This window comes from Paenibacillus sp. XY044, assembly GCF_002257645.1.
Taxonomy (GTDB): domain Bacteria; phylum Bacillota; class Bacilli; order Paenibacillales; family Paenibacillaceae; genus Paenibacillus_AQ.
In genome coordinates this window covers 868,712-891,728 of sequence record NZ_NQMO01000002.1, presented here as the reverse complement: position 1 = coordinate 891,728, position 23,017 = coordinate 868,712, and the positions used below count along the sequence as shown (strand labels likewise).

The window sequence follows — 23,017 nt, the reverse complement described above, 5'->3', positions numbered from 1 at the left end:
CAGGGAAACGATACGATTCCCAGCTTTATCTGTGGAACTCATGGGAAAACGGGTCCTAAACCATAAGTATCATTGTTTTACGGCCTCTCCTACCGCTTTCCTTAGCTTTCCTTAGCTTTGCTGGCTAACTGGAGGTGGAAACCATCAAAATGCCTGGGCCCGCCCGTTTGGAAAGGAAAATAATGCCTGAATATGGCCGAAGCCGCTATTCTGAAAAAAAGCAGCTTTTTGCCGGGGTTTTGGACATAGCGCTGGAAAGATGCTGGTTTTAATCCAAAAAAAACGCCGCGTCTCCTTGCCAAGAGATATCCCTTGGACGTATGATGCGGATAGTTTATCAATCGGACACACGTATGGAACCCCATTTTGCCGTAACCATCCGAGAAAAAGCGGCAGGGAGCATCCATGAACACAGTCAAGGAGGATGTCACGATGAACCGGGCTTTGATTTCCACCATCGAATTGTTTGAAATCGATCTTCCAAGGTACCGGCACGACAGCCTGGGCTGGCTGGAAAACTGCCGTATCGGCATTTTGAAGCTGTCTTACCTGGGAGAGGAAGGGCTTGCCGAGGGCCTGATGTGCATAGGAAAGCAAACCTTCGACCTGGTACGGTGGGGCTGCTGCCTGCGCTATATTTGCGGCCTAACGCTGGAAGAGGCCATCACCGCGACGACCATGAACATTCTGAAGCAGCCGGACCACAGCCAATACTCACTGGCGCTGATGGCACTGCTGGATGTCAGGTCGCGCCTGGAGCAGCATTCCGCGCGCACAACCTCCGATGACAAAGGAAAGGCTATTGATGCCGGCCTTCTTGAACTGAACCGTACGGCTTTTGCCGAAGGAGCCGCAGCATCGCTGCGCGTCGGGGGAGGAACGTCGCTTGCGATTTTCAACCAGACGGCTGCCGCCGAAACGGAAGTCCGGGCGAAAGCACCCGTTAACCGTCTCCCGCTGCTCGGCCCGAACTTCCCCACGGATACCCACGCCTTGATCCGCCGCTCCTCGGCATATTTATCCCTGTTCGGCGTCAGCACAAAGAACCGCCACCCCGGTTAATACCCGAGTGGCGGTTCTTTGTGCTGCCTGTGCAGCCGGTTAGAAGTGCTACAGCGCTTGCTCTTCGCTGCGAAGCTGCACCAGAGCCTTTCGCTGCCAGGCCTTGCTCCGCCAGCGAACCCAGAGCAGGATGCCCCGCAGCCATTCGTCGGCGATAAAGGCCGCCCAGATGCCGTACAGTCCGTATCCCCAATGGATGCCGAGCAGATAGGTCAGCGGCACGCTGAAGAGCCAGGTCACCGTGATGGATACGATCATCGCGGACCGGGCATCCCCGGCGGCCTGCAGCGACCGTTCCAGGATGACGTTGAAATTGCGTCCCGGCTCCAGCAGGAAGCTTAGCAGCAGCAAAGCCGCTCCCATCGCGATAATGTCCGGGTCGGTCGTGAACAGCTTCATCAGCGGCTGCCGGAACAGCGTCAGCACGGCGACGGCCGCCAGGGTGATCAGCTCGCTCCGGATCAGATTCCGGATCACTTGCTTGTAGGCCTCTTCCCTCTGGCCCGCGCCGACCAGCTGCCCGACGATAATCTGCCCGCCCCGGCCCAGTGAGACGGCCAGGATCATGACGAAGAACATGATGTTCTGCGTGTAAATTTTCGTTGCCAGCACGCTCGCCCCAAGCGATGAAATAAAGGCTGTGGTCACAAACTGGTTGGCGGAGTAGGACAAGGAAACGGCCGAGGATGGCACGCCGACGCGGAGCACCTTTTCGATATGCTCACGGCTCCATACGAACAGGTCGTTCCAGCGGATGTAGACCCCCGCCGCCTTACGGAGCAGCACCAGGTTGACGGCCAGCCCGACACACTGGGCAAAGGCGGTCGAGATCGCCACCCCGACGACGCCCAGCTTCGGAAAGCCCCCGGGACCGTAAATAAACAGGTAGTTGCCGAATATGTTCAGCACGTTCATGCCGATCGTGACGACCATCGTCTGCCGGGTTAATCCATGAGACTGGATCATGGCCGTGACGGCGGTCAGCAGCGCCTGAATGACCAGGGCGCCCCCGGCGATAAGCAAATACTTCTTCGCCTGCCCGAACAGGGAAGGGTCAAGGTCGAATATCCGCAGCAGCGGCCCGCTGAGCATCATAACGATGATGCTCACGAGCAGGCCGAACAGGAAGTTCAGCGCCAGCGAGGACCCGGCCAGCCGGCCGATCTCATGCTGCCTGCGGGCACCCAAATACTGCGAGATGACCACCGCAGAGCCGAGCGCTACGAAATTGAACATCAGCACCGCGAACATGATGATCTGGTTCGCGACGCCGACCGCCGCAACCGCGCCGTCGGACACCTTGCTCAGCATGAACGTGTCCGATGTCCTGAGAAACATTTGAAGGGCCGATTCCACAAAAATCGGCCAGGTGATCGCAAGCAGCGACAGCTTGCTTACGGGGTTGTCTCCCGCGATGGATCTAGACATTACAGCCCGTAAGCCTCCCGGATCTTCGCGATGCCAAGCTTCGCGGTCTCCAGGGCGGTCGCCCCGCCGTAGCTGTCCATAAACAGTTCCAGCGACAGGTAGCCCTCGTACCCCGCATCCGCCAGCGTTCTGGCGAGCGCTCCGGACGGGGCGATGCCGTCTCCCGGGAATACCCGTTGGGCGTCCTGGATCTCGGAGCGGGCCGGAGCCGCCGGATAATCGTTCACATGAACGATGCCGATCCGGCTCCCGGACAAGCCATCAAGGTCCTGAAGCTCGCTGCCGCCGGTGTACATGTGGAACGGGTCGATCAAAATTTTGGCCTCCGCCACCCCGCTGGCTTGAGCTACGTATATCGCATCCTTCAGACCGTTCAGTCGGGCCGCTTTTCCCCAAAATTCAAGATAGGGCTCAATGCCGATTCTACGTGCCAATTCAGCCAGCTTGGCAAAGGAGGCGGCAAAATCGTCCAGCGTTACGTCCGCAACCTGTCCGAAGGGCGGTGCCGCCGCCGCGAGACAGCCCAGCTCCGCCAGCATTTCCATTTCCTTCTCCGCTTGATCGAAGCCGCGCTTTCTTGCTTCAGGGTCACGGTCGGCCCAAGCCCAGAAAGCGATGGCATTCGCCACTTTCAGCCCATGATCTTCGATATACCGTCTGAGCTCCTGCAGATTGCCGCCCTTCGCAAGGTAAGCTTCAATATCCCGCACCCACAGCTCGATACCCTCATAACCTGCTTCCGCCGCTACGCTGACCTGCTCTTTGACGTCGAGTCCGTAAGGCAAAAGTGTTGATGTATTCAATGACAATTTGAAAGGAAACAAGCTTGATCTCCTTCTTTCCATAAGTAGTTAAGGGGTAAAAGGTACCCTTCTCTGCTCGGCATGGCTCTGCATGCCCAGCTCGATGACACGGATCGCCATCCGGGCCTGCTCCGGCTTCACCCCAAGCTCCGAAACACCGTTGATGGCTTCCGCGACGTTGCGGTAATAGGCATCGTAACATCCGGGAATCGTCTTCAGCTGCCCTGTAAATTGCAGCCCGTCTTGGCTGGCCACGAGGCTTCCCCACATCTCCGGTGGTTCTTCGCCCCATCCAGGCGACCCGGGCAGCCTGCCGGCCCTGAGCAGGTTCTCCTGGGGATCTTCCCCGTATTTTACGAAGGAGCCAGCCGTCCCGTACAGCCGGTATCTTGGAGCCGGATCTCGGGCCAGCAGGGTCGATTTAATCGACACCTTCAGCCCTTCCGGATACCCCATCGATACGTCAAAATAATCCGGGGCCAGCGTTCTCTCCCGCTGCGTCCGCACCTCCGCCTGCACGCTGTCCGGAAGCCCGAACAGCGTCAGCGCCTGGTCGATCAGGTGAACGCCCAGGTCGTAGAACGTCCCCGACCCTTCGGCTCCTGCATCACGCCAGCGGCTGGGATCGGCATTCGGGCTGAAGCGGTCCCAGCGGAGCTCCGCTTCGGTGATCCGGCCGACCAGGCCGCGGCGGACAACCTCCTGCAGCGTCAGAAAATCGCCGTCCCACCGGCGGTTATGGAACACGCTGAGCACGAGCCCCTTATCCTGGGCCAGCGCGATCAGTTCGTCCGCTTCCTCCGTCGTCGCCGTAAACGGCTTCTCCACGACGACATGCTTGCCGGCCAACAGGGCGTCCTTGACAAACGAATAATGCGCCGTGCTCGGCGTCGTAATGACGATCAAGTCGATGTCCGGATCTTGATAGGCTTCCCGGACGTCCTGTACCGCTCGGACGGACGGGTAAGCCTGTAGGCACGAATCGCCGCTTCGCTGGACGATCATCGCCAGCTCCAGCTCCGTTACGGCCGTGATGACCGGGCAGTGAAACGTCCTTGCGGCGAACCCGTATCCGATCACCGCTGTCCTCACCTTCTCCTTCATTCGCATCATTCTCCTTTTGGGCCTGGCAAATGTCTAGCCTTCGCCGGCCCCGATGTTATACAGAATCCGGTTGACCGGATACAGCGATTCCGACTCCTTGACCGGAACCAAATCCCGGTACATCGGATTGTAATATTTTTTGCGGTACTGACTGGCGGTCAGACCCTTCACGGCCTTGAACACCCTGCTGAAATAATTTTCATCCGAAAACCCGACTGCAAAGGCGATCTCCTTGATGCTGTGTTCCTCGTACAACAGAAGCTGGCAGGCGCGCTCGATCCGCCTTTGGATAATCGCATCGCGCGGCGTGCGGCCCATATACTGCACAAAAGACCTGGAGAAATGCTCATGCGACCAGCCGATCCGCCTCGCCAGCATTTCCACCGAAATGGTCTCCCCCAAATGCTTGTCGATATAGTCGAGCGCCTTGACGATTTGTGGAGGAATCCGGTTTGCCGGCGTCGTCAGCGGCTCATCGTACAGGTGACCGCTGATTTCCGTCAGCAGCGACCACAGGAGCGAGCTCCCGCGGCTCTGCATCCGGTCCGTGTGGGCATGGGCAATATGCATGATTTGCTTCATCATGCCGACCGGAAGTTCTTCGTCCAGCGGAATACAGCTCGGGCCGCCTGGCGAAAGAAGCGGAAGCGCAGCCTCCGTCCCGGCATCTTCCGAAAACCCGAAATGAATAAACAGATGGCGCGCCGGCTGCTGCGGGTCGTATTCATAGGCGTGGTATTCACCCGGCCTGGTCACGATAAAGCTTGGTTCCTGCAAGACGAACGCCTGCCCTTCCACCCTGTAGACGCTGCGCGTCCCGTCCGGAAAATACAGCAGTTCGTAATCGTGAATCCGCCGCGGACCAAGGGAGGTGCCGGGCTTCTTGACGATGTCCCCGACGATATGGATCCTCGGGAGGTTCACAAGATGCGAGGCCGCCCGGCTGGATTGGCTTTCCGTTGTATTCATGGCAGTTCCCTTCCTCATCCCCCACGAAGTGGAGTCTTTGCTTCGGTTCCTTTTCAGGTCCTTTGGATGTCAATACTAACATGACAATCGATATTAGATTAGTCCGAGCCCCTGCAGGTTGCGGTAGCTGATCGCCAGGCTCTCCAGCGGATCACGCCGGCTCTGATCTTGTTCGACGACGAGCCAACCGGTTCCTACCTCCCGTGCCGTTTGGGCGATAGCTTTAAAATCGAGAATGCCTTCCCCGATTTCGGCGAAAAACTGCTCCTCACCGGCTTCCACATCTTTGATATGGAGCAGCGGGCACCGGTTCTGAAGCTTGCCGAGGTACGACACCGGATCTTCGCCGCCCCGCTTAACCCAATACGTATCCAGCTCCATCTGGACCAAGGAAGGATCGGTTTCGCGGAGCAAAATGTCCAGCGCGTATTCGCCGTCGAATTTGGCGAACTCCCAGTCGTGGTTATGGTACAGCAGCTGAACCCCGCGCCGGCGGAATTTCTCGCCCGCTTCGTTCAGCTTGGCAGCCTTGGCCAGCACCTCGTCCCGGGACGCAAAACGCAGGGACAGCGCCACGAATTTACCGCCTTCTACTTCCTCAAGATAATCCGCGATGTCGTCCGGGTTGAAGTCAAACGTATCGAATCCGGCATGGGTACCGATGACCTTGAGTCCGATTCGATCGAGCAGCGCCTTCTGTTCCGCCACGGTGATGCCTTCCGGCGGGCGTCCGAGCTCAATGCCCTGATAGCCGATAGCGGCGATTTTCTCCAGCGTGCCTATGTAATCCTTGCTTAATTGTTCACGAACCGTATAAGGTTGTACGGCGACAGGAAATTTGGACATGATCTATGCATCCTCTCTAGTTTTGAAATGGAATAGATTCTGCGTACGGCGTTTACAGGTCAAGCATGTTGTATTTCAAGCCGAGCGGCAGCGGAGCCGGACGTTCCACCGTGGACTCCAGGTGAATGTGGCGTTCCTGCTGGGACGATTCGAAAATGCCGAGCGAGATGTCCAGCACATGGCGCGCCAGCCTGCCGCTTGCCCGGTTCGGCCGTCCCGACTGGATCGCATATGCCATGTCGGCCACGCCCATGCCGCGTCCTTCCTCGGCATACGGATGGGAATGAGGTATTTCCTTCGTTTGCCCATTTGGGAGCTGGATGGATATGGCGCCACCGAAGAAGTTCGGATCCGGAACGTACAGAATCCCTTCCGTGCCGTACACTTCCAGCCGCGGAGAATAGCCGAACGCCTCCTTGGCCGCCTGCAGAGTTGCCACCGCGCCATTGTGGAAGTCGAGCACCGCCGATACGTTCGTCGGCGCCTCCACGGGCACTGTCTGGCCGAATGCCGGGGATTTCGGGTTGGCCACTACCACCTCCTGCTGCAGCTGGCGTGCGGATCCTGTTACTCTTTGCACCGGTCCGAGCAGCGCAATCAGTGCCGTCAGATAGTAAGGTCCCATATCCATGATCGGGTCGCCGCCCAGCTTCAGGAAGTTGCGGAAGTTCGGATGCATGCCACCCGCGGAGTTCCCCATGATGATGGTAGCGCTCGCACCGTAAGGTGTACCGATCCATCCGTCATTGATCAGCTTGATACAAGTCTGGATACCGGCGCCGAGGAAGGTGTCCGGCGCGCAGCCGACAAGCAGATTTTTCGATTCGGCCAGAGCCAGAACCTCATCGGCATCCTCGCGGTTAAGGGCAAACGGCTTTTCCGTGTACACATGCTTCCCGGCCTGAAGGGCACGCAGGTTCAGCGGGGCATGCGCGGCGGGGGCCGTCAAATTGAGAACGATTTCAATTTCCGGATCGGCCAGCAGCTCCTCCACCGTGTACACGTTCGGAACGCCGAACTCTTCCGCTTTTTTCTGCGCGAGCTCCGGAACCATATCCGCTACGGCTTTGACCTCGACGATGTTGTCGAGCATGCCTGTCAGATTTTTCAAATATACGGTACTGATCATGCCGGTTCCGATGACGCCAACCTTGATTTTACGCACGAATACATCAACCTCTTTTCGTTTGGTAGTGATCTTGTGCCCTCATTATCACGCATCGCCCGGTTGAACTCAATGGACTGCAGCGCAAATAAACTGGATTTATTTGATATTATCCACGGCCGTCCGGATCAAGCCGGTAAGTTCCCAGCAGGAAAAAACCTCCCGCCGCCCAGGACGAAGCCGAACGGCAAAGAGGCATACTGAAGCAGGCTTATTTTCAATCCCGGGCGCGTTACTCCACCCTCGGCTTTGCCGGGTCGCAATCGGGCCGCGGCACCTCGCCGAATTGGGACAGCTTCTGCAAATAATAGCATTCTTCCCGGAACATATGGTCCGGCACGAGCCGGTTCAGCCGGCTCAACAGCTCGGCGCTGATGTCCAGCTCCTCAACCTCCAGCAGAAAGTTCATGAACGCCGACATTTCCAGGTCCACGTCGCTGTGGAACTTTTTCACGGCCGGATATGTCGTCCGCAGCGTACGCAAATACCCTACGAGTTCAAGCGCCTTCAAATAAAATTCGTTGAAATGCTGCTCGAATTCCTTGCTCCTCTGGATCAGCCTCCGCTCAACTCCGTCCAGATCCGAAGCGATCGCCGCCGAGTGAAAGGCCGCATCAGGCAGCCACAGCAGATCGTGATGCAGCGGGTGATAGCGGGGAACCGGATTTCCCTTCAGCAGCTCGGCGAGAATTCGCTCATATTCCTCCAGCTCGTTCAACATATGGTTGATAAACGTCGGCGATAATCCGATCACCACCTTGCGCTGCAGCACCCGGTCGAGAAGATCCAGCTTGAACGTCCGCAGCTCGTGCACCGCCTGGTTCGCCTGCTCGTTCAGCTCCGTGAGCGGCTGTCCCTCAGATAACGAGCGCGCCTGCCCCAGAAGCCGGTCGAACCATTGAACGAACGAAGCCGCCGTCTGTACGTCCTTGACCTCCTTGGAAGACAGACCGTTGTAAATAAACCGTGCATGATCCCCCAAAACCTGCAGCCAAAACCTGTGCTCAAAGCGCGCCTCTTCGTTCATCGAAGGCTGATCCCTCCCATCAGTAACCATCCGTCACTGGACAATATATGAGGTGGGGCGCCGAACTTATGCGTCAGAAAAAAAAGCCACCCTCACCGCATCGAGCGGCAAGGGTGGCTGGATGAAACTGATCTCTGGGACGACGTCTCATCACACCGTCCTTACATCCAAATCCAGTTCAATCGGAGGTCGCCTGGTGCAGCGCTTCAATGTACTCCAGGGCCAGCTTGGACAACGCCGCGTTCTGATGGCAGATCCAGCCCACATTGATCGTCTCGTCGCAGTCGAGCGGCACGGGGATGATCTCATTTCCGTTCAGGTCGGCGCTGAGAACGCCGGTTGAGATCGTATAGCCGTTCAGTCCGATCAGCAGGTTGAACAGCGTGGCACGGTCGTTGACCACGATGCTTTTCGGATGCGTCAGTGTACTCAGGATTTCCTCGGAAAAGTGAAAGGAGTTGTACTCCCCCTGCTCAAAGGACAGGTAGGGATAGTCCTTCAGCTGGTCGATCGTCACGATGGACTGCTTGGCGAGCGGGTTATGGATGCTGATAAAAATATGAGGCCGGGCCGTAAACAGGCTCGTAAATTTCAAATTGGCGTCCTTCAGCAGCCGGTTGATGACCTTGCTGTTGAATTCATTGAGATACAGAATGCCGATTTCGCTCCGCTGGCTTTTGACATCCTGGATGATTTCATGGGTTTTCGTTTCTCTCAGCGCCAGCTCATATTCATCCTGCCCGTACTCGTTCACCAAATGAACAAACGCATTGACGGCAAACGCATAGTGCTGGGTCGATACGGAAAAATGCTGCGGCGACGGCTTGGCGTTCAAATATCGGCTCTCCAGCAGCTCCGCCTGCTCGGTCACCTGGCGGGCATAGCCGAGAAATTCGGCGCCTTCTTTGGACAGGGTAATCCCTTTGTTCGTCCGTTCAAAAATCGTAATGTTCAGCTCTTCCTCGAGATCCTTGATCGCGTTCGACAGACTTGGCTGCGAAATAAACAGCCGTTTGGCCGCTTCGTTCATGGACCCGCGGTTGGCGACTTCGATGACGTATTTTAACTGTTGTAAGGTCAATGCTACAGCCCTCTCTTTGAAAAACGTGTGATCGCGAACTTATTTCAAAGTATACCCGGGCTCCGGTCCCCTCCACAACTGTTCGGGGCATACAATCCTCGTTATTGCCGCCGCGTGCTGCGCAGCGCAGTGTACAGCGACAGCAGGATAAGCACGAGGGCCATGACCGGATGCATCGCGCCCAGCGCAGGCACATGCGCCGTCATGTACTGCATGTCAATCAGGACGAACAAGGCTAAGCTGAGCCACGCGCTGCCTTTAAAGCATTTTCCCGTAATTGCGAAAACGATCATCAGGAGTGGGGCAAAACCAAAGAAATGAACAAAGTTTTCATGGAGTCGCCAGTTTACCGGATTCTGGAACACGGCTGATCCTGCGATGTACACCTGAACCGTGATGCAGGCGACCAAAATCCAGGACAGGCCCAGAAAAATGCCTCGGGATATCCGTCTGCCCCCTGAAATTTTATGTTGAGATGAGTTATGATCAATGCTTGTCATGTGGATTTCCTCCCTTATAATCGGACGTAAACGCGGCGATCCCCGCAAACACCGCAGCCAAGATCAGCGGAAGATAAGGCGTCCCGGCCGGCCGGTCATGGATCAGATAACCAAGAGCGGCAATAATGGTTGACAGAAAGATGCCACAGGCACCGCCGCCGACCGCAGCCAGCAGTACTTTGATCACATGGTGCTGATTCAGCATCGCCCTCTCCTCCGTTCGATTACGCTCAAATTGCGTTTGTTTGCGGTGAATCCCGTGTTTTGCCATCTGGAGTTCATTGTAGCAATGACATGTTGTGAACCTGTGAAGGTTTCTTGCCGCTCTGAAGAAAATACATCCGGACTTTTGCCAGCCTAATTACGGGATCGCCGGGGTTTCCAGGCCAAATGTTGCGAACTTGTTACGGTCCTTTACGGCTTTGGTGAATTGTCCCCGCAGCCGGGAGTTGCGGTATATAATGAGGGGGACTACAAGCCGGAATGGGTTGGAATGGCCTGAGGCTGCTTGAGAAAAAGGAGAATGAACACATGACGCATACTCTGCTGCTTGTCGATGATGAAAAGGAAGTGCTGGCCTTTATGGAGCCCTTTCTCCAGCAGGAAGGATACGAAACGATCACAGCCTTATCCGGGCGTGAAGCGCTGCGGATCGCGGCCGAACGTAAGCCGTCCCTGGTCGTCCTCGACTGGATGATGCCGGGAATGAGCGGCATTGACGTGTGCCGGGAGCTGCGGAAGCTGCCGAAGCTCGGAATCATCATGCTGACCGCCAGAGTGGATGAAACAGATAAAATCATCGGGCTGGAGGTCGGCGCCGACGATTATTTGACGAAGCCCTTTTCCCTTCGTGAGCTGGTCGCGCGGATTCGTTCAGTCCTCCGAAGAATCCACGGAGACGAAGCTCCGGACGACCGGATTGTGCGGGGAGACTTGACGATATCCGAGGCGCAGTGCCGGGTGTGGAAACGCGGAGATGAGGTCCAGCTGACCCCGACCGAGTTCAAAATGCTCGCCACCCTGGCTTCACGGCCGGGTATTGTATACAGCCGCCTGCAGCTGCTGGCTGCGGTCGATGACGACCTGCTGAACGACGAGCGAACCGCGGACGCCCATATTAGCCGAATCCGCAAAAAGATCGAGGACGATCCGTCCGACCCGGTGTTTATTACGACCGTGTACGGATTCGGATACCGTTTCGGTGACCGCCGTGAACGTTAGCCGAAAAATATTTTGGGCTATGGCCGCGTTTATTGTGGTCATGAGCCTGACGTTTATGCTGATTACAAGCGCCGTCGTGCGCGGGCTGCTGGGCGAGCTGACGCCGTCCTCCAACCAAGAGCACATCAGCGCCCTGTCGCGCACGCTCGCCGATTATTATGAGCAGCACGGCGGTTCCTGGAACGGCGTTGAGAAGCTCGCCCCCAGCGACTTACTGCACGGGGTTCAAGACGCCAGCCTGATCCTGTACGACGACCACGACAGGAAGCTGGCCATCTACGGCAGTGCGGCCGAGCCCTTGATCAGGGGGCTCGGGGCAGAATACCGTATTGAGGCGGACGGGCGGGTCATCGGATCTTTCCGCTACTACGACTCGGAGATCAGCGTGATCTCCAAGGTGAAGCTGGGCATTTCGCACGGCGTCGGCTTCCTGCTGATCGTTAGCGCGGTGGTGTTCATTGTTGATGCCCTGCTGGCTGCATATTGGATCTCCCGCCGGCTTACCTCCCCCCTTCGTCGGCTGGTTTCGGCAATCGAACAGATTAAGGAAGGCCGGCATGGGGTGCAGGTCCCGGTCACGACCAAAGATGAGTACGGCGAGGTCGCTTCCGCCTTCAACCGGATGTCGCTGCAGCTGGGCCGGGCCGAGGAAGCAAGGCGCAATCTCGTGGCCGACGTCGCGCATGAGCTGCGAACTCCCCTCTCCATCATGAGGGGAAAGATGGAGATGCTGCAGCAGCAAGGCGAAGCGGTTGAACCCGAGCACCTGCTTCCGCTGCAGGATGAATTGATCCGGCTCACCCGGCTCGTGGACGATCTGCATCAGCTCTCGCTGGCCGAGGCGGGCAAGCTGTCGTTTGAGTTCAGCAGGACGGACATTCGTACCCTGCTGGAGCAGACGCTCGAACGCCTCATGCCTCGCGCGCAGGATGCCGGCATTTCCATGACGCTGACCAGCCAAGCCGGCTCCACGATGATCATGGTCGATCCCGGCCGGATCACCCAGGTCTTTCTCAACCTGCTGACCAACGCCATTCAGCATACGCCGCACGGCGGGTCGATCCGGGTAATCCTGTCGGAGGTACAGGATGCAAACGGGCGGCCATGGCTGGAGATTGCGGTGAAGGACAGCGGTACCGGCATCGATGCCAAGCATCTTCCGAACCTCTTCGACCGCTTCTACCGGGCCGATGCTTCCCGCTCCCGGCACAGCGGCGGGATGGGGCTTGGGCTCGCCATCGCCAAGGAATTCGTCGCCGCCCATCAAGGCACCATCGATGCCGAAAGCTCGCCTGGCACGGGGACGACGTTTAGGGTCCGGCTGCCTTATGACAGGGAAGACCGGCTGTGATTAAACGATCGAAACTTTCCTTTTTCGTTAGGTGATTTGGGGGTGAGTTACCTTTTCGATGGGAGGATATAAAAGACAAAGACACCTCTCTTTCGAATAACTGCGCGTCTCGAAAAGCCATTTGAACTTTCTTGGGAAGTTGATCGGCTTTTCGCGGAGGCGTTTTTTTATGATTTCCCATATACATCCAAAAGGCTTATGATATAATATATGTAAACACGTAATTACGTAAATTCATAATCACAAACTTCCTATTGTGCGTTTTATCTTTACGTATCACTTTATAGAACCAAGGAGAGTGAAGTTATTGTGAGTAGGGACTTTGGAGCAGAATTGGACTCCGTTTCCGCCAGGTTGGCAGCGCTTGAAGAGTTGATTCGGAGCAGCGAGGGGGTCAGCGGAATAAGGCCAAAAGAGGAAAGAAATAACCTCGCTGCAGTGATAGACGCCCCTTCACCGGAAAGTGCTGACTGCGCCGTGTATTATGCTGGTTATTTCCGAAATGGTGGTCAACTTATCCGGTGGGAACCGCAAGAGAAACAATCATCCGATTTGTTCGGACTGTCCGAGTCCCTAACCGCCAAGGTTCTTTCGGCGCTCGGGCACAAGCAGCGGCTTGACATCCTGCTCGAAGTTTGGAATGAACCGCTGTCCGGCACGGAACTGGTAGAAAGGCTGGGTATGGGAACAACCGGACAGCTGTACCACCATCTGAAAGCATTGACCGGCGCGGACCTGCTTGTCCAGGAAGAGCGCGGCGGGCGCTATTCCATCCCCTCCCACCGCCGTCTGCCGGTACTGCTTCTGCTCGCCGCCATGTCCGGATTAATCGATACCAGCGATTATATCGACTTGACTGAAGCCCGGGACGAAGCGCACTTATACTTGGGGGCGGTGGGCGATAATGGATACGACCCTCATCTGCTCCTCTGGGAAGTGGTGCGCAACTCCATCCTGGAGCATGAAGCCGGCTACTGCACGGAACTCAGCATATTTCTTCATGGCGACCACAGCGTTACCGTTGCCGATAACGGCAGAGGCATTCCTGTCGGATTGCTTACCAAAACTGGACAGCCGGCCGTGCAGTCCGTCATGACCAAGCTGGATCTTTTTAAGAGCCCAGAGCTGTCCTTCATGGCCCCCGGAGCCAAAAAAGGAATCACGGTGGCGGTGGTGAATGCGCTATCGGATTCGCTTCAGGTGGAAATCCGCCGGGATGGGAGCATCCACCGGCAGGAATACCGGCACGGCATTCCAAGAAGCGAGCCGCTTATGATCGGAAGGACCAGCGAAACGGGAACCAGCATCACCTTCACCCCAGAGCCCGACTTGTTTAGAACCACTTTTCAACGGGAGCAGATCGAGCAGCAAGTTAACGTCCTGAAGCAGTCATTTCCCTCGTTAAACATTGCCGTTTACGCTGGATGAGTGTTGCCATCCCTCCTCTTATTGAGGTCATGGACCATGGCGATCTCCTTGTTTTTTGGTTAATCAAAAATCACTGACCGAATCTGTCAGTGATTTTTATGTATACTGCCATTAGACCGAACAAGACCAAAAAAAATGGAGGTATGCATTATGTTTACAAACATTAAAGATTTTGCTGCGGAATGGACAACCGAAGCGGAAATGACCCAAAAGATCATGAACGCACTGACCGATGAATCACTCGGGCAGGCAATAACGGACAAGCACCGGACCCTGGGCGGGCTGGCATGGCATCTCGTGGAATCCGTTCATTATATGACATCGCTCGGGCTGGCGTTTGACGGACCCGAAAACAGTGACGAAGTGAAACAATCGGCCGCCGCGCTTGCCGGTCAGTATGAGCGGATCAGCCGGGCCATTCTCGAAGCGGTTGAGACGCAATGGACGGACGCCAAGCTTCTGGAAACGCAAACTATCGCCGGCCAGGAGTGGAGCAACGGAGGTTCTTTGCGCTTTACCATGATGCATCAAGCCCACCACCGCGGACAGATGACCGTCCTGATGCGGCAGGCGGGATTGAGGCTGCCGGATTTGTATGGTCCGACTTACGATTCATGGGTGGAACAAGGAATGGAACCGCTCGCCTAGACGCGATACAATGGAGCTGATACCCTGGATCGTTTTCCCGGGAAACTTTCTTTCAGAAAGGATTGCTCCAATGTCCAAAGCCGATAACATGCTTTCGATCCTCTGGATGCTCCGGTCCGGCAAGAGAATGACGGCACAGCAGCTCGCCGATGAGTTGGAGATCCATGTCCGCACGGTGTACCGGTGTATTGATTCGCTCTGCGCAAGCGGTGTCCCGATCATTGCCGACTCCGGCCCGAACGGCGGGTTCCAGATCCTTGGAACCTTTGCCGACTCGCCGCTTGTGTTCGATGCGGAGGAACAGAAGGCCCTCGTCCATGCGTCGGTGTTTGCCCAAGAAGCGGGGTATCCTCATACCGATGCGCTGGGCAGAGCCGTGGACAAGCTGAAACGGTATACGAACGAGAAGCAGCTCACGCAGATTGAGCGCCACAGCAGCGGGCTGTCCGTCCTTCAGCCGCCTATCGACGCCGAACAAAAAGGACGGCTGCAATGCCTCGAGGAAGCCGCCGGACAAAGGCAGACCCTCCGGATGGTGTACGGCTCCAATGGAGATCTCGAAACCGGGTCGGTACGGGAGTTCGATCCTTACAGCATCATCCACTGGAAGGGACAATGGTACACCACCGGATACTGCCATCTCCGCAAGGAATTGCGAAACTTCCGGGTCGACCGGATTGTGAGCCTGGACGTGACGGATCAGCGTTTTGAGCGCCCCGAGAACTTTTCGGCCAAGGACGTTCTGCTGGAACAGCTGCTGCCTGACCCGGCTGGCGATCCTTCCTTGGTCACGGTTCGGATCCAGGCTCACGATCATGTCCTGAACGAGCTGAAGCAGCACTGGCTGCTCGGTCATGCACTGATTGAGCGAAGCCCAGGGGAGGCGGTATACCGGCTTGATCCCTCCTCCCTGCATTCATACGTCCCCTACTTTCTTCTTCCCTACGGAAAAGCGCTGACCATCGCCGAGCCGGAATCCCTGGTGGTGCGCATGGCAGAAATCAGCCGGGGAATCGCGGAGCACTACGGGTCCATGCTGTCGGGACTGCCTTCGGAATAAGCTGCTTCCTGCATAATTCGAAGCACAAATTGGAATAATTAGGGGGACTTGAAGGCAAAGTGGCATGCAAAGGATGATTAACCCGTGGAACCAGGCAAAGACACATCGATGCTTCAGCAGCTCAACCATACATCCTCTGAATCTGAATTCCTTCTCCCCCGGCTTCAAGAGGCTTTTCAGCATGCGGCCGACTTTCAGGCCCTCTGCATCAGCGGATCGGACTCCGGCAAGCTGTATTTGCTGTACTTCACGACGCTTGCCGGCTCCGATCATTTAAAGTTCAATATTGGCCGGCAGCCGCAGGACGGACTTCTGACCACGCTTCAGAGCTACTACGGCACCAGCTATTCGGCTGGTGATTTTTCCGCTTGCGAAAAAGCGATATGCGGCGGCAAGACGGTGCTGTGCGGTGCGGAATCCGCCAACGGCCTGATCCTGGAAACGGGAAACCCGCAGAAGCGGGGACTCCAGCAACCGCAAACGGAGAACGTGATTCAAGGTCCGATGTACGGTTTTATCGAGAACTATCAAACCAATATCGCCCTCATTCGCCAACGGATGCAGACCTCCCGTTTGAAAATTTGGGAGACCAGCGTCGGTGAAGTGACCAACACGAAGGTGGGCGTGCTTTATCTGGACGGGATAACCGATCCGGGCCTCGTCCAATACACATGCGGCCAAATCAACGCCATCCAAGAGGAAGGAATCCAGGACTCCGGAGAATTGCTGCGGTTAATGAACCCCGGATCCTCCCGACTTTTCCCTGCCGCCGTCACAACGGAACGCCCCGACCGGGTAACGGCCTCCCTATTAAACGGAAAAATTATCGTCGTGATGGACGGAACGCCGTTTTCGATCATAGCCCCGGGGTCTTTCTTTGATTTCTGGGAATCCCCCGAAGATCAATACATGACGCCCTTGATCGCATTATTTTTAAGGTGGCTGCGGTTCATCGCCTTAATGATCAATTTATTTCTGCCCGCCTTCTATGTGGCCATCACTTCGGTGAACATTGACCTCAACCGCCTGGAAATCAGCCTGGCTGCCGCAGGCAGTCGGGAAGGCGTGCCCTATCCCGTATGGATCGAGTCCCTGATCATGCTGTTCCTTCTCGATTGCATCGTGGAGGCCGGCATTCGCCTGCCCAGGTCGATCAGCTCCACCGTCACGATGGTTGGCGGGGTGGTGCTGGGACAGGCGATCATTCAAGCGAATATCGTGAGCAATCTTCTGGTGATCATTGTCGCGACGACGGCGCTGACCAATTTTATCGTCGTGGATTATCAAATGGGACTGGTTCAGCGAATACTAAAATACTTCATACTGGCCGGGGCAAGTATCATCGGTGTTCTCGGCATTTTCGTCTGCCTTGGCATTCTCGTCATCTATCTTTCACGCATCAATTCGTTCGGCGTTTCCTATCTGACCCCTATCGGGCCTGGTGCCCGAATCCGGTCCATGAGCCTCGGCCTGATCGGCGGATCCCGCCACTTTTCGCTCACTTACTGGATTACCTTCGGAAGAGGGACGAGAAGATGAAGCATTCAAACGAGGAACTGAACATTTCCATGCCCCAATACTGTGTCGTTCAGATGATGGTATTCGGAGCGATCTCCTCCCATGTGTATCCTTGGCTTGTACTCCAATCGACCACCCAGAGCTACTGGATTCCGATCCTGACCTGGATGCTGCTCGGAGTGCTGGGCGCCTGGCTGTTCAGCCGAGTGCTGGCTCTGCATCAGGGAGAAGACGCATATACGATTACGAAGCGCGTTCTGGGATGGCCGGGGGTCATTCTCTTTATCCTTCCGCTGCTCTGGTTTATGTGGAGTGCCATGGTGATCGTCGTCCGGGCTCACAGCGAGATCATCTCCATGACGATCCTTCATAGCACGCCGCAATGGTTTTTGGACGGGATGATCTTTATTGGCGTCTTTCTGGCATTCGGAGGGATCGGTTCGATCATCCGCGCTTCCGTCATTTTTCTGCTCGTAAGCTTTCCCTTGTCCGTTGGGCTTGTATTGCTCGGCTTCGGGGATCTCAATTTTAATCTGGGTAAACCGTGGCTCCATACCAACGGCGACTTTCTGACCAGCTCAAAGTTCTACACGACTTCCTTCGTCTGGGCAGGCTATCTTTACTACGCGGCTAGCGGCAGATACGCCAAAAATCCGAAGAAGCTGTGGAGACCGTATACCGTGGCAGCGCTCTGCTTTTTGCCATTGCTGGCCGCTTCCGTCTATCAGCCGGCGCTGACGTTCAGCCCGGAAATGACAAGAATTTTGACGCTCCCTTATATCAGCAAAATGGACTCGGTAAGCTATTACTGGCTGTTGATCGAAAATTTAACCGCCGTATTTATCGTAAGCTCCATCCTTTATCTGTTTTTAATGCTTGCTCTGATCATGAACTGCATCGTTACGGCAATCCGGGCGGTATTTCCACAATGGAACGAGAAATGGCTGTATTTGCTGTCAGGAATCACGGCATACACCGCCATCCGGCTCATTCCTTCATGGGAATGGATCGAAAGAGCTGTGGAGTGGGACACGGTTCTTCGGCTTTACTTAATGTATTGCTTTCCACTTGCCGTACTGGCCATGTCCTTGATTTCAAACAAGATTAGGGCACGCCGATGAGTAGACGCGCAGCCCGATATCTGGCCATTTTATGTATGCTTCTCTTCCTCCCCGGCTGCTGGGATGTCAAAGATATCGACAACCGGCTCCTCGTGACCGCTATCGGTATTGAGCCGGCCGGCAGCGACCGGGTACAGGTCTGGATGAGGTTCCCCCTCCCCCAGTCGCAGGACGGAGCCCATAAAGATTTTTTCGTCATCAGGCAGGAGGGCGGCACCGTGATCGAAGCCATAGACCAGCTTCGGTTAAGGCTGCCCAAAAGTCTGGATATGTCGCAGAACCAGTCGATCTTTCTGGATCAAGCGTTAGCGAAAAAAGGATTCATGCCTTATTTGGAGTTCACCATCAGGGACCGCACCGTTCCTCTGGATACGTTAATCGCGGTTACAACAGGCGGCATGAAGTCGATATTTGAACGTTCCAACCCGACAGGCGAACTCTCGGGCACCTATACCAAACTGTTCTTTGAACGCTACGCCGGCGGAACCTCACAGAAAAATGTCGTATCGTTATGGGAAATTTTCAAAGGATACTACAACCCGCTCGAAGAATGCCTCGTGCCTGTATTGGCTGCGGATTCCGATACCTTATTCCGGGTTGCGGGCAACGCCTATTTCAAGCATGACACCATGCTCGGCATGATTTCGCCGGAGGAAACCCTGATCTACGAAATCATTTCCGGCAAGATGTCGCCTTTCGAAATCGAGACCGCGGAGAAAATGAATCTTAAAATTTTGGATTCCAGCGCCAACATAGACACCGACATGAAGAACGGCAAGCCCGTCATCCGCATTCATGCCAAGCTCACGATGACCCTGATGGATTCCGCCCGCGGGATCGATATTAAGGCGAAACATCTGGAAGCCTCCATTAACCGGCTCATCGAGCAGCGGGCAAACAAGGTGTTCCGGTTGACCCAGGAGAAGGAATCCGATATTTTCGGTCTTGGCAACCGCTACAGAGGGAAGATTCCGCCTGACCAATACAACCGGTGGCCGAAGCTTTACTCGGGAGCGACCCTGGAATTCAAGCTGGACTCCGAGCTGAAAAACACGGGTCTTCAGTTGAGACGCAGGCCGTTCATTAATCCGTCCAAAGATGAATAGGGAACTAAAAAGGGGGTTGCTTCCCTAGAGAAGCAGCCCCCTTTTTTCATCATTGCCGATCGTACCCGGTTCTCTTCTATGCATCCATCCCGGTATAGCGAAAATGGGAAAAGTCTGCATAGCTTCCTCCAAAAGTCTGCATATCATGGACGGCAATGCCGACAAAGTTGCCGGTAAAGCCGCCGCAGAGGAAGCGGATGTCCTGTTCTTCAAACAATGGGACCCAGTCCTGCCCCGGGCCGAACCGGAAGTAAAACCGTCCGCGGATTCCATGGACTTCCACAGCCAATTGAACGGCTTCCCCGTCACCGGCCGCAGCCATGTCCGGAGCAACGGTGAACACATCGTCCGCGCAGCGCATGAGCCGGATCACCTTGCCTTGTTCTTCATCCTGCGTCACATAAGCGTATAAATAATTTTCATCGTTTAAATAAAGCATCAGACCGGCCATCTGCAAATAGCTTGCGGGTTCAAACTCCAGCGAAGTCTCGGCCCTGAAACGGACATCTCTCTGCCGGACGGCCAGAATATGATGGTGAAACAAGCTTTGCGGCGATTCTCCGGCATGGAGACGGAGATGCCCCGCCCGCTCTGCCAACGAGCACCAGGATTCAGCCGCCGGTATGCGCAGCGTATTCCAGGCTCTCGCCAGCTCCGGTCCGTCAAAGGAATCCTCAAACAAGCTCTTTTCAGGGGCCGATTGAGCCTCTGCAGGCGTAATCCCTTTCGGACGCGGGACCTCCATCTGCGGAGAGTTCCCCCCGGCGGTCAGGCGAAGCCATCCTTCCTCGTCCCAGTACACCTGCTGCAATGCCGTTTCCCGGCCAAGGAGCGCGTACTGTCCTTCAATCGGACGGGTGCACAAATGGGCCATGTACCATTCCCCTTGCGGCGTCTGGATCAGGCTGCCGTGACCGGCACACTGCAGCGGCAGTTCAGGGTTGTCCCTGGAGGTCAGCATCGGATTACGGGGGTCCACTTCATAAGGGCCCATCAGGCTGCGGGAACGGGCTACCGTAACGGCGTGGCCGCTCCCGGTGCCGCCTTCGGCCGTAATCAGATAGTAATAGCCTTGCTGTTTATAAATATGCGGCGCTTCCGTCTTCTTTAGATCCGTGCCGTCAAACAGCTTGAACGGGTCGCCTACGAGCCTTTGCTGCTGCGGATCATACTGCTGAATGACGATGCCGCTCGATTTATTCCCCTCCGGAATGCGATAATCCCAAATTTCGTTCAGGAGCCATTTCCGTCCGTCTTCGTCATGATACAGACTCGGGTCGAATCCGCTGCTGTTCAGATAGACCGGCTCAGACCATGGCCCGTGAATCGAAGGCGCCGTTATCAAATAATTGTGAACGTCCTTGAACGGGCGCTTGGTGCTCTTTACATCGGTATAAATGAGGTAAAACAATCCGTCATGGTAACTGAGCTGCGGAGCCCAGATGCTGCAGTTTTTCGGATTTCCCCGCAGGTCGACCTGATCGGTCAGCACGTCGGTGCAGTGCTCCCATACGGCCAAGTCCTTGGAGGCATATACCCTTATGCCAGGCAGCCACTCGAAGGAAGACACCGCGATATAGTAAGTGTCCTTGGCCTGCACGATGCAGGGATCCGGATTAAAGCCCGGCAGCACCGGGTTTTGGATGGTTCCCGTTTGGGTGGATATGGTCATGCGCTTCCCTCTCCTTTTCGTTTCCAAAAGTCCGTTCCGGCCAATATCTGATCCTTCCGCGGAGCCCCGTCCAGCGTTTTCTGATACACCGCCCATTCCGCCCGTTGTCCTGCAGGCGTTGGGACGGACGGGGCGGTTCGGGTGCCGAATTCCCGGTACCTGACCGTCAGCCGCCGGTTCGGATCGTTCCAGTCGTCCCAGCCCACCGGGTCGATATGTTCACCCATCCGGCAGTCCACAAAGTCGGTGCGCGCGTATTCGCGCCACGGCCTCCCCAGGTATACCCCCGACACGCCAGGCTCCGCCGTCAAATAACATAGATTAAAGACGTACCCGTATTCCTGCCCCTCAGGGGTGGAAGCCGCGGTAATGTAACCGGCATGTCCGCCCGCATGGCGAAGGCTGCGGATTTCGCAGCGGTTAAAGAAGGCGGCCGCCCCGCCGAATATAAAATCCACCGTGCCTTCGATGCGGCAGTATTCGTAGACCTGGCGGTACTCGCGGTGATGCTCCCGGAGCGGGATCCCCCCAAACACACCGCCATCTTTCGGCGCGGACGGAAGCGAACCGGTAAACAGCGTGTCCTGATGCCCCTTAAAGGTGCAATAGCGGAACACCGTTTCGTCGCAGTGCGCGGAGACCGCGACGGCCTGTCCGATGTCTTCGCCCTGTCCGGCCGAATTGGTCACGACCAAATTCTCGATCAGCAGCCGCCGGCCGCCCAGGAACAGCGTCGGCGTCGCAAACGTGCCAATCTCATTCCCGTCTGAATCCAGTTCCTTGGCATACCGGCCCTTCGTGATTTCCACATATCCGATGCCGATCACGGCCAGGTCGGACCGGTAAATCCGTACCGCTTCTTCATAGACACCCGACAGGATGTACAGGGTTTCCGGCCGCTGCGGATGCTGCCTCTCCAGGGCGTCCACGGCCGCCTGAATCGTCGAGTAATCGCAGTAATCCAGCTTTCCTACAATCATGACCTTCCCCCTTTCGTTTCGGGCTGCGGTCATTCCTTACAGGTGTTCCGCCAAAAAGCGCTGCCAGCGGGCCCGCATCTCGGCCGTCTCCATATGGCCGCCGCCGGTCATGACCGTCTGCCAATGCTCTTCCTGTCCTGCAGCCCGGTACACCTCCCGCAGGCCCTCGGCCAGCAGTACGACGCCTTCTTCCGGGGTCAGCCGATCGCTGCGACCGGTCAGGCTCATTCTTGGGCGCGGTGCGATCATGGCTTGGATTTCCAGCGTCGTGAAGTGCTTCAGCAAGCCCGGAACGTAATAATAGAAGCCGTGGTGATCCAGTCCGCGCTTCGTCATTAAGGTATGCGCGTCAACCTGTCCGCAAATGTCCACGGTCACCTTGACCCGCTCGTCCAGCGCCGCCAGCCACCAGGCCATCATCCCTCCCATGGACATGCCGAGGGTCGCGACCCTCGAGGCGTCGATATCTTCCCTGGAGCACATATAATCCAGCATCCGGCGGTTGTCGTACAGCATCATGCCCCACATAACGCGTCCCTGCCACAGCATTTCCTTGACGATTTCACTCTCCGTCTTGCCCGACCGCTCATGGAAGCCCCACATGTCGATGCAGCAGACGGCATAGCCCATGCCGGTCAGCGTTCTGGCAAAAGAAGGCTGCTGCAAATACGAGCTGCCGCCGATCAGCTCCCTGCGGCCGTTCGCGTAATTGCCGCCATGCGAGTGATTGAATACGACGAGTGGGTAGGGCCCCTCCCCTTTTGCAGGCAATGCGACATAAGCGGGCACCCGCTCTAGTCCGTTTAAATCCAGCAGCAGCGTCTCCAGCCGGTACCCGTCTGTCTCTTCCTGCATCAACAGCTCCGCCTGTATAGGCCGGTCCTCCGGCAGATCGCCCAGCAGCTTTTCCAGCCGTTCCCTCATCAT

At 56.3% G+C, this 23,017-nt stretch carries 22 protein-coding genes; 9 read left to right on the top strand and 13 right to left on the bottom strand.

Translation table 11 applies throughout. The features are described 5' to 3' along the window. The first annotated feature begins 405 nt into the window (after positions 1-405). Positions 406-1,062 (top strand): hypothetical protein, encoded by a 657-nt coding sequence (locus CJP46_RS12505; protein ID WP_143812968.1) that lies wholly within the window; start codon positions 406-408, stop codon positions 1,060-1,062. Positions 1,063-1,110: 48 nt separating this feature from the next. Here the strand turns inward: CJP46_RS12505 and CJP46_RS12500 are convergent, their stop codons facing one another. The 10 genes from CJP46_RS12500 to CJP46_RS12455 form a co-directional block, all read right to left on the bottom strand. Then, entirely contained in the window at positions 1,111-2,490 is a 1,380-nt protein-coding gene (locus CJP46_RS12500; protein WP_094595904.1) for an MATE family efflux transporter, read from the bottom strand. Next, positions 2,490-3,314, bottom strand: a complete 825-nt coding sequence (locus CJP46_RS12495; protein ID WP_179281139.1) for a sugar phosphate isomerase/epimerase family protein — start codon at positions 3,312-3,314, stop codon at positions 2,490-2,492. Before CJP46_RS12495 ends, CJP46_RS12500 begins: the two co-directional genes overlap by 1 nt. Before the next feature lie 27 nt (positions 3,315-3,341). Next, positions 3,342-4,397: an oxidoreductase gene (locus tag CJP46_RS12490; protein ID WP_094595902.1), complete on the bottom strand. Its 1,056-nt coding sequence runs from the start codon at positions 4,395-4,397 to the stop codon at positions 3,342-3,344. A gap of 33 nt (positions 4,398-4,430) precedes the next feature. Further along, the gene (locus CJP46_RS12485) at positions 4,431-5,366 is read right to left on the bottom strand and encodes an AraC family transcriptional regulator (protein WP_094595901.1); all 936 of its coding nucleotides are present in this window, start codon (positions 5,364-5,366) and stop codon (positions 4,431-4,433) included. 93 nt (positions 5,367-5,459) lie between these two features. Then, positions 5,460-6,212 carry a sugar phosphate isomerase/epimerase family protein gene (locus CJP46_RS12480; protein WP_094595900.1) on the bottom strand — a complete coding sequence of 251 codons (753 nt, stop codon included), beginning with the start codon at positions 6,210-6,212 and terminating at the stop codon, positions 5,460-5,462. Between the two features lie 52 nt (positions 6,213-6,264). After that, positions 6,265-7,377: a Gfo/Idh/MocA family protein gene (locus CJP46_RS12475; RefSeq protein ID WP_094595899.1), complete on the bottom strand. Its 1,113-nt coding sequence runs from the start codon at positions 7,375-7,377 to the stop codon at positions 6,265-6,267. 232 nt (positions 7,378-7,609) lie between these two features. Next, on the bottom strand, positions 7,610-8,404 hold the full coding sequence (locus CJP46_RS12470; RefSeq protein ID WP_094595898.1) for a DUF2935 domain-containing protein: 795 nt from the start codon (positions 8,402-8,404) through the stop codon (positions 7,610-7,612). Between the two features lie 178 nt (positions 8,405-8,582). Further along, entirely contained in the window at positions 8,583-9,485 is a 903-nt protein-coding gene (locus CJP46_RS12465; protein ID WP_094595897.1) for a LysR family transcriptional regulator, read from the bottom strand. A 101-nt stretch (positions 9,486-9,586) separates the two neighbouring features. Further along, positions 9,587-9,985: a DUF6220 domain-containing protein gene (locus CJP46_RS12460; protein ID WP_094595896.1), complete on the bottom strand. Its 399-nt coding sequence runs from the start codon at positions 9,983-9,985 to the stop codon at positions 9,587-9,589. After that, positions 9,972-10,190: a DUF5957 family protein gene (locus CJP46_RS12455; RefSeq protein WP_094595895.1), complete on the bottom strand. Its 219-nt coding sequence runs from the start codon at positions 10,188-10,190 to the stop codon at positions 9,972-9,974. Before CJP46_RS12455 ends, CJP46_RS12460 begins: the two co-directional genes overlap by 14 nt. 326 nt (positions 10,191-10,516) lie before the next feature. Here CJP46_RS12455 and CJP46_RS12450 point away from each other — a divergent pair, with 326 nt between their 5' ends. The 8 genes from CJP46_RS12450 (at position 10,517) to CJP46_RS12415 (ending at position 19,438) form a co-directional block, all read left to right on the top strand. After that, positions 10,517-11,206, top strand: coding sequence for a response regulator (locus tag CJP46_RS12450; RefSeq protein ID WP_094596158.1), 690 nt, complete (start codon positions 10,517-10,519; stop codon positions 11,204-11,206). Beyond that, positions 11,196-12,557 carry a sensor histidine kinase gene (locus tag CJP46_RS12445; RefSeq protein WP_094596159.1) on the top strand — a complete coding sequence of 454 codons (1,362 nt, stop codon included), beginning with the start codon at positions 11,196-11,198 and terminating at the stop codon, positions 12,555-12,557. Before CJP46_RS12450 ends, CJP46_RS12445 begins: the two co-directional genes overlap by 11 nt. Positions 12,558-12,866: 309 nt before the next feature. Continuing rightward, a complete protein-coding gene (locus CJP46_RS12440) occupies positions 12,867-13,985 on the top strand; it encodes a winged helix-turn-helix domain-containing protein (protein WP_094595894.1) in 1,119 nt (372 codons plus the stop codon). A 150-nt stretch (positions 13,986-14,135) separates the two neighbouring features. After that, the gene (locus tag CJP46_RS12435) at positions 14,136-14,633 is read left to right on the top strand and encodes a DinB family protein (protein ID WP_094595893.1); all 498 of its coding nucleotides are present in this window, start codon (positions 14,136-14,138) and stop codon (positions 14,631-14,633) included. Positions 14,634-14,703: 70 nt separating this feature from the next. Then, on the top strand, positions 14,704-15,693 hold the full coding sequence (locus tag CJP46_RS12430) for a helix-turn-helix transcriptional regulator (RefSeq protein ID WP_094595892.1): 990 nt from the start codon (positions 14,704-14,706) through the stop codon (positions 15,691-15,693). 84 nt (positions 15,694-15,777) lie between these two features. After that, positions 15,778-17,232 carry a spore germination protein gene (locus tag CJP46_RS12425; protein ID WP_094595891.1) on the top strand — a complete coding sequence of 485 codons (1,455 nt, stop codon included), beginning with the start codon at positions 15,778-15,780 and terminating at the stop codon, positions 17,230-17,232. Beyond that, entirely contained in the window at positions 17,229-18,332 is a 1,104-nt protein-coding gene (locus tag CJP46_RS12420; protein ID WP_094595890.1) for a GerAB/ArcD/ProY family transporter, read from the top strand. Before CJP46_RS12425 ends, CJP46_RS12420 begins: the two co-directional genes overlap by 4 nt. Then, positions 18,329-19,438 (top strand): Ger(x)C family spore germination protein, encoded by a 1,110-nt coding sequence (locus CJP46_RS12415; protein WP_094595889.1) that lies wholly within the window; start codon positions 18,329-18,331, stop codon positions 19,436-19,438. Before CJP46_RS12420 ends, CJP46_RS12415 begins: the two co-directional genes overlap by 4 nt. Before the next feature lie 76 nt (positions 19,439-19,514). On the opposite strand, the gene CJP46_RS12410 is transcribed toward CJP46_RS12415, so the two are convergent. Genes CJP46_RS12410 through CJP46_RS12400 form a run of 3 tightly spaced genes read right to left on the bottom strand, consistent with a single transcriptional unit; the run spans position 19,515 to position 23,017 of the window. Beyond that, positions 19,515-21,110: a glycoside hydrolase family 43 protein gene (locus tag CJP46_RS12410; protein ID WP_094595888.1), complete on the bottom strand. Its 1,596-nt coding sequence runs from the start codon at positions 21,108-21,110 to the stop codon at positions 19,515-19,517. After that, positions 21,107-22,090: a pectinesterase family protein gene (locus tag CJP46_RS12405; RefSeq protein ID WP_094595887.1), complete on the bottom strand. Its 984-nt coding sequence runs from the start codon at positions 22,088-22,090 to the stop codon at positions 21,107-21,109. Before CJP46_RS12405 ends, CJP46_RS12410 begins: the two co-directional genes overlap by 4 nt. 36 nt (positions 22,091-22,126) lie before the next feature. Further along, positions 22,127-23,017, bottom strand: coding sequence for a dienelactone hydrolase family protein (locus CJP46_RS12400; RefSeq protein ID WP_094595886.1), 891 nt, complete (start codon positions 23,015-23,017; stop codon positions 22,127-22,129).

Bases quoted from the DNA above. Each gene is read 5' to 3' on its own strand.
- CJP46_RS12420 (WP_094595890.1), top strand. From the start codon at position 17,229: ATGAAGCATTCAAACGAGGAACTGAACATTTCCATGCCCCAATACTGT.
- CJP46_RS12410 (WP_094595888.1), bottom strand. From the start codon at position 21,110: ATGACCATATCCACCCAAACGGGAACCATCCAAAACCCGGTGCTGCCG.
- CJP46_RS12415 (WP_094595889.1), top strand. From the start codon at position 18,329: ATGAGTAGACGCGCAGCCCGATATCTGGCCATTTTATGTATGCTTCTC.
- CJP46_RS12450 (WP_094596158.1), top strand. From the start codon at position 10,517: ATGACGCATACTCTGCTGCTTGTCGATGATGAAAAGGAAGTGCTGGCC.
- CJP46_RS12430 (WP_094595892.1), top strand. From the start codon at position 14,704: ATGTCCAAAGCCGATAACATGCTTTCGATCCTCTGGATGCTCCGGTCC.
- CJP46_RS12470 (WP_094595898.1), bottom strand. From the start codon at position 8,404: ATGAACGAAGAGGCGCGCTTTGAGCACAGGTTTTGGCTGCAGGTTTTG.
- CJP46_RS12460 (WP_094595896.1), bottom strand. From the start codon at position 9,985: ATGACAAGCATTGATCATAACTCATCTCAACATAAAATTTCAGGGGGC.
- CJP46_RS12455 (WP_094595895.1), bottom strand. From the start codon at position 10,190: ATGCTGAATCAGCACCATGTGATCAAAGTACTGCTGGCTGCGGTCGGC.
- CJP46_RS12485 (WP_094595901.1), bottom strand. From the start codon at position 5,366: ATGAATACAACGGAAAGCCAATCCAGCCGGGCGGCCTCGCATCTTGTG.
- CJP46_RS12435 (WP_094595893.1), top strand. From the start codon at position 14,136: ATGTTTACAAACATTAAAGATTTTGCTGCGGAATGGACAACCGAAGCG.
- CJP46_RS12505 (WP_143812968.1), top strand. From the start codon at position 406: ATGAACACAGTCAAGGAGGATGTCACGATGAACCGGGCTTTGATTTCC.
- CJP46_RS12490 (WP_094595902.1), bottom strand. From the start codon at position 4,397: ATGAAGGAGAAGGTGAGGACAGCGGTGATCGGATACGGGTTCGCCGCA.
- CJP46_RS12480 (WP_094595900.1), bottom strand. From the start codon at position 6,212: ATGTCCAAATTTCCTGTCGCCGTACAACCTTATACGGTTCGTGAACAA.
- CJP46_RS12405 (WP_094595887.1), bottom strand. From the start codon at position 22,090: ATGATTGTAGGAAAGCTGGATTACTGCGATTACTCGACGATTCAGGCG.
- CJP46_RS12400 (WP_094595886.1), bottom strand. From the start codon at position 23,017: ATGATGAGGGAACGGCTGGAAAAGCTGCTGGGCGATCTGCCGGAGGAC.
- CJP46_RS12500 (WP_094595904.1), bottom strand. From the start codon at position 2,490: ATGTCTAGATCCATCGCGGGAGACAACCCCGTAAGCAAGCTGTCGCTG.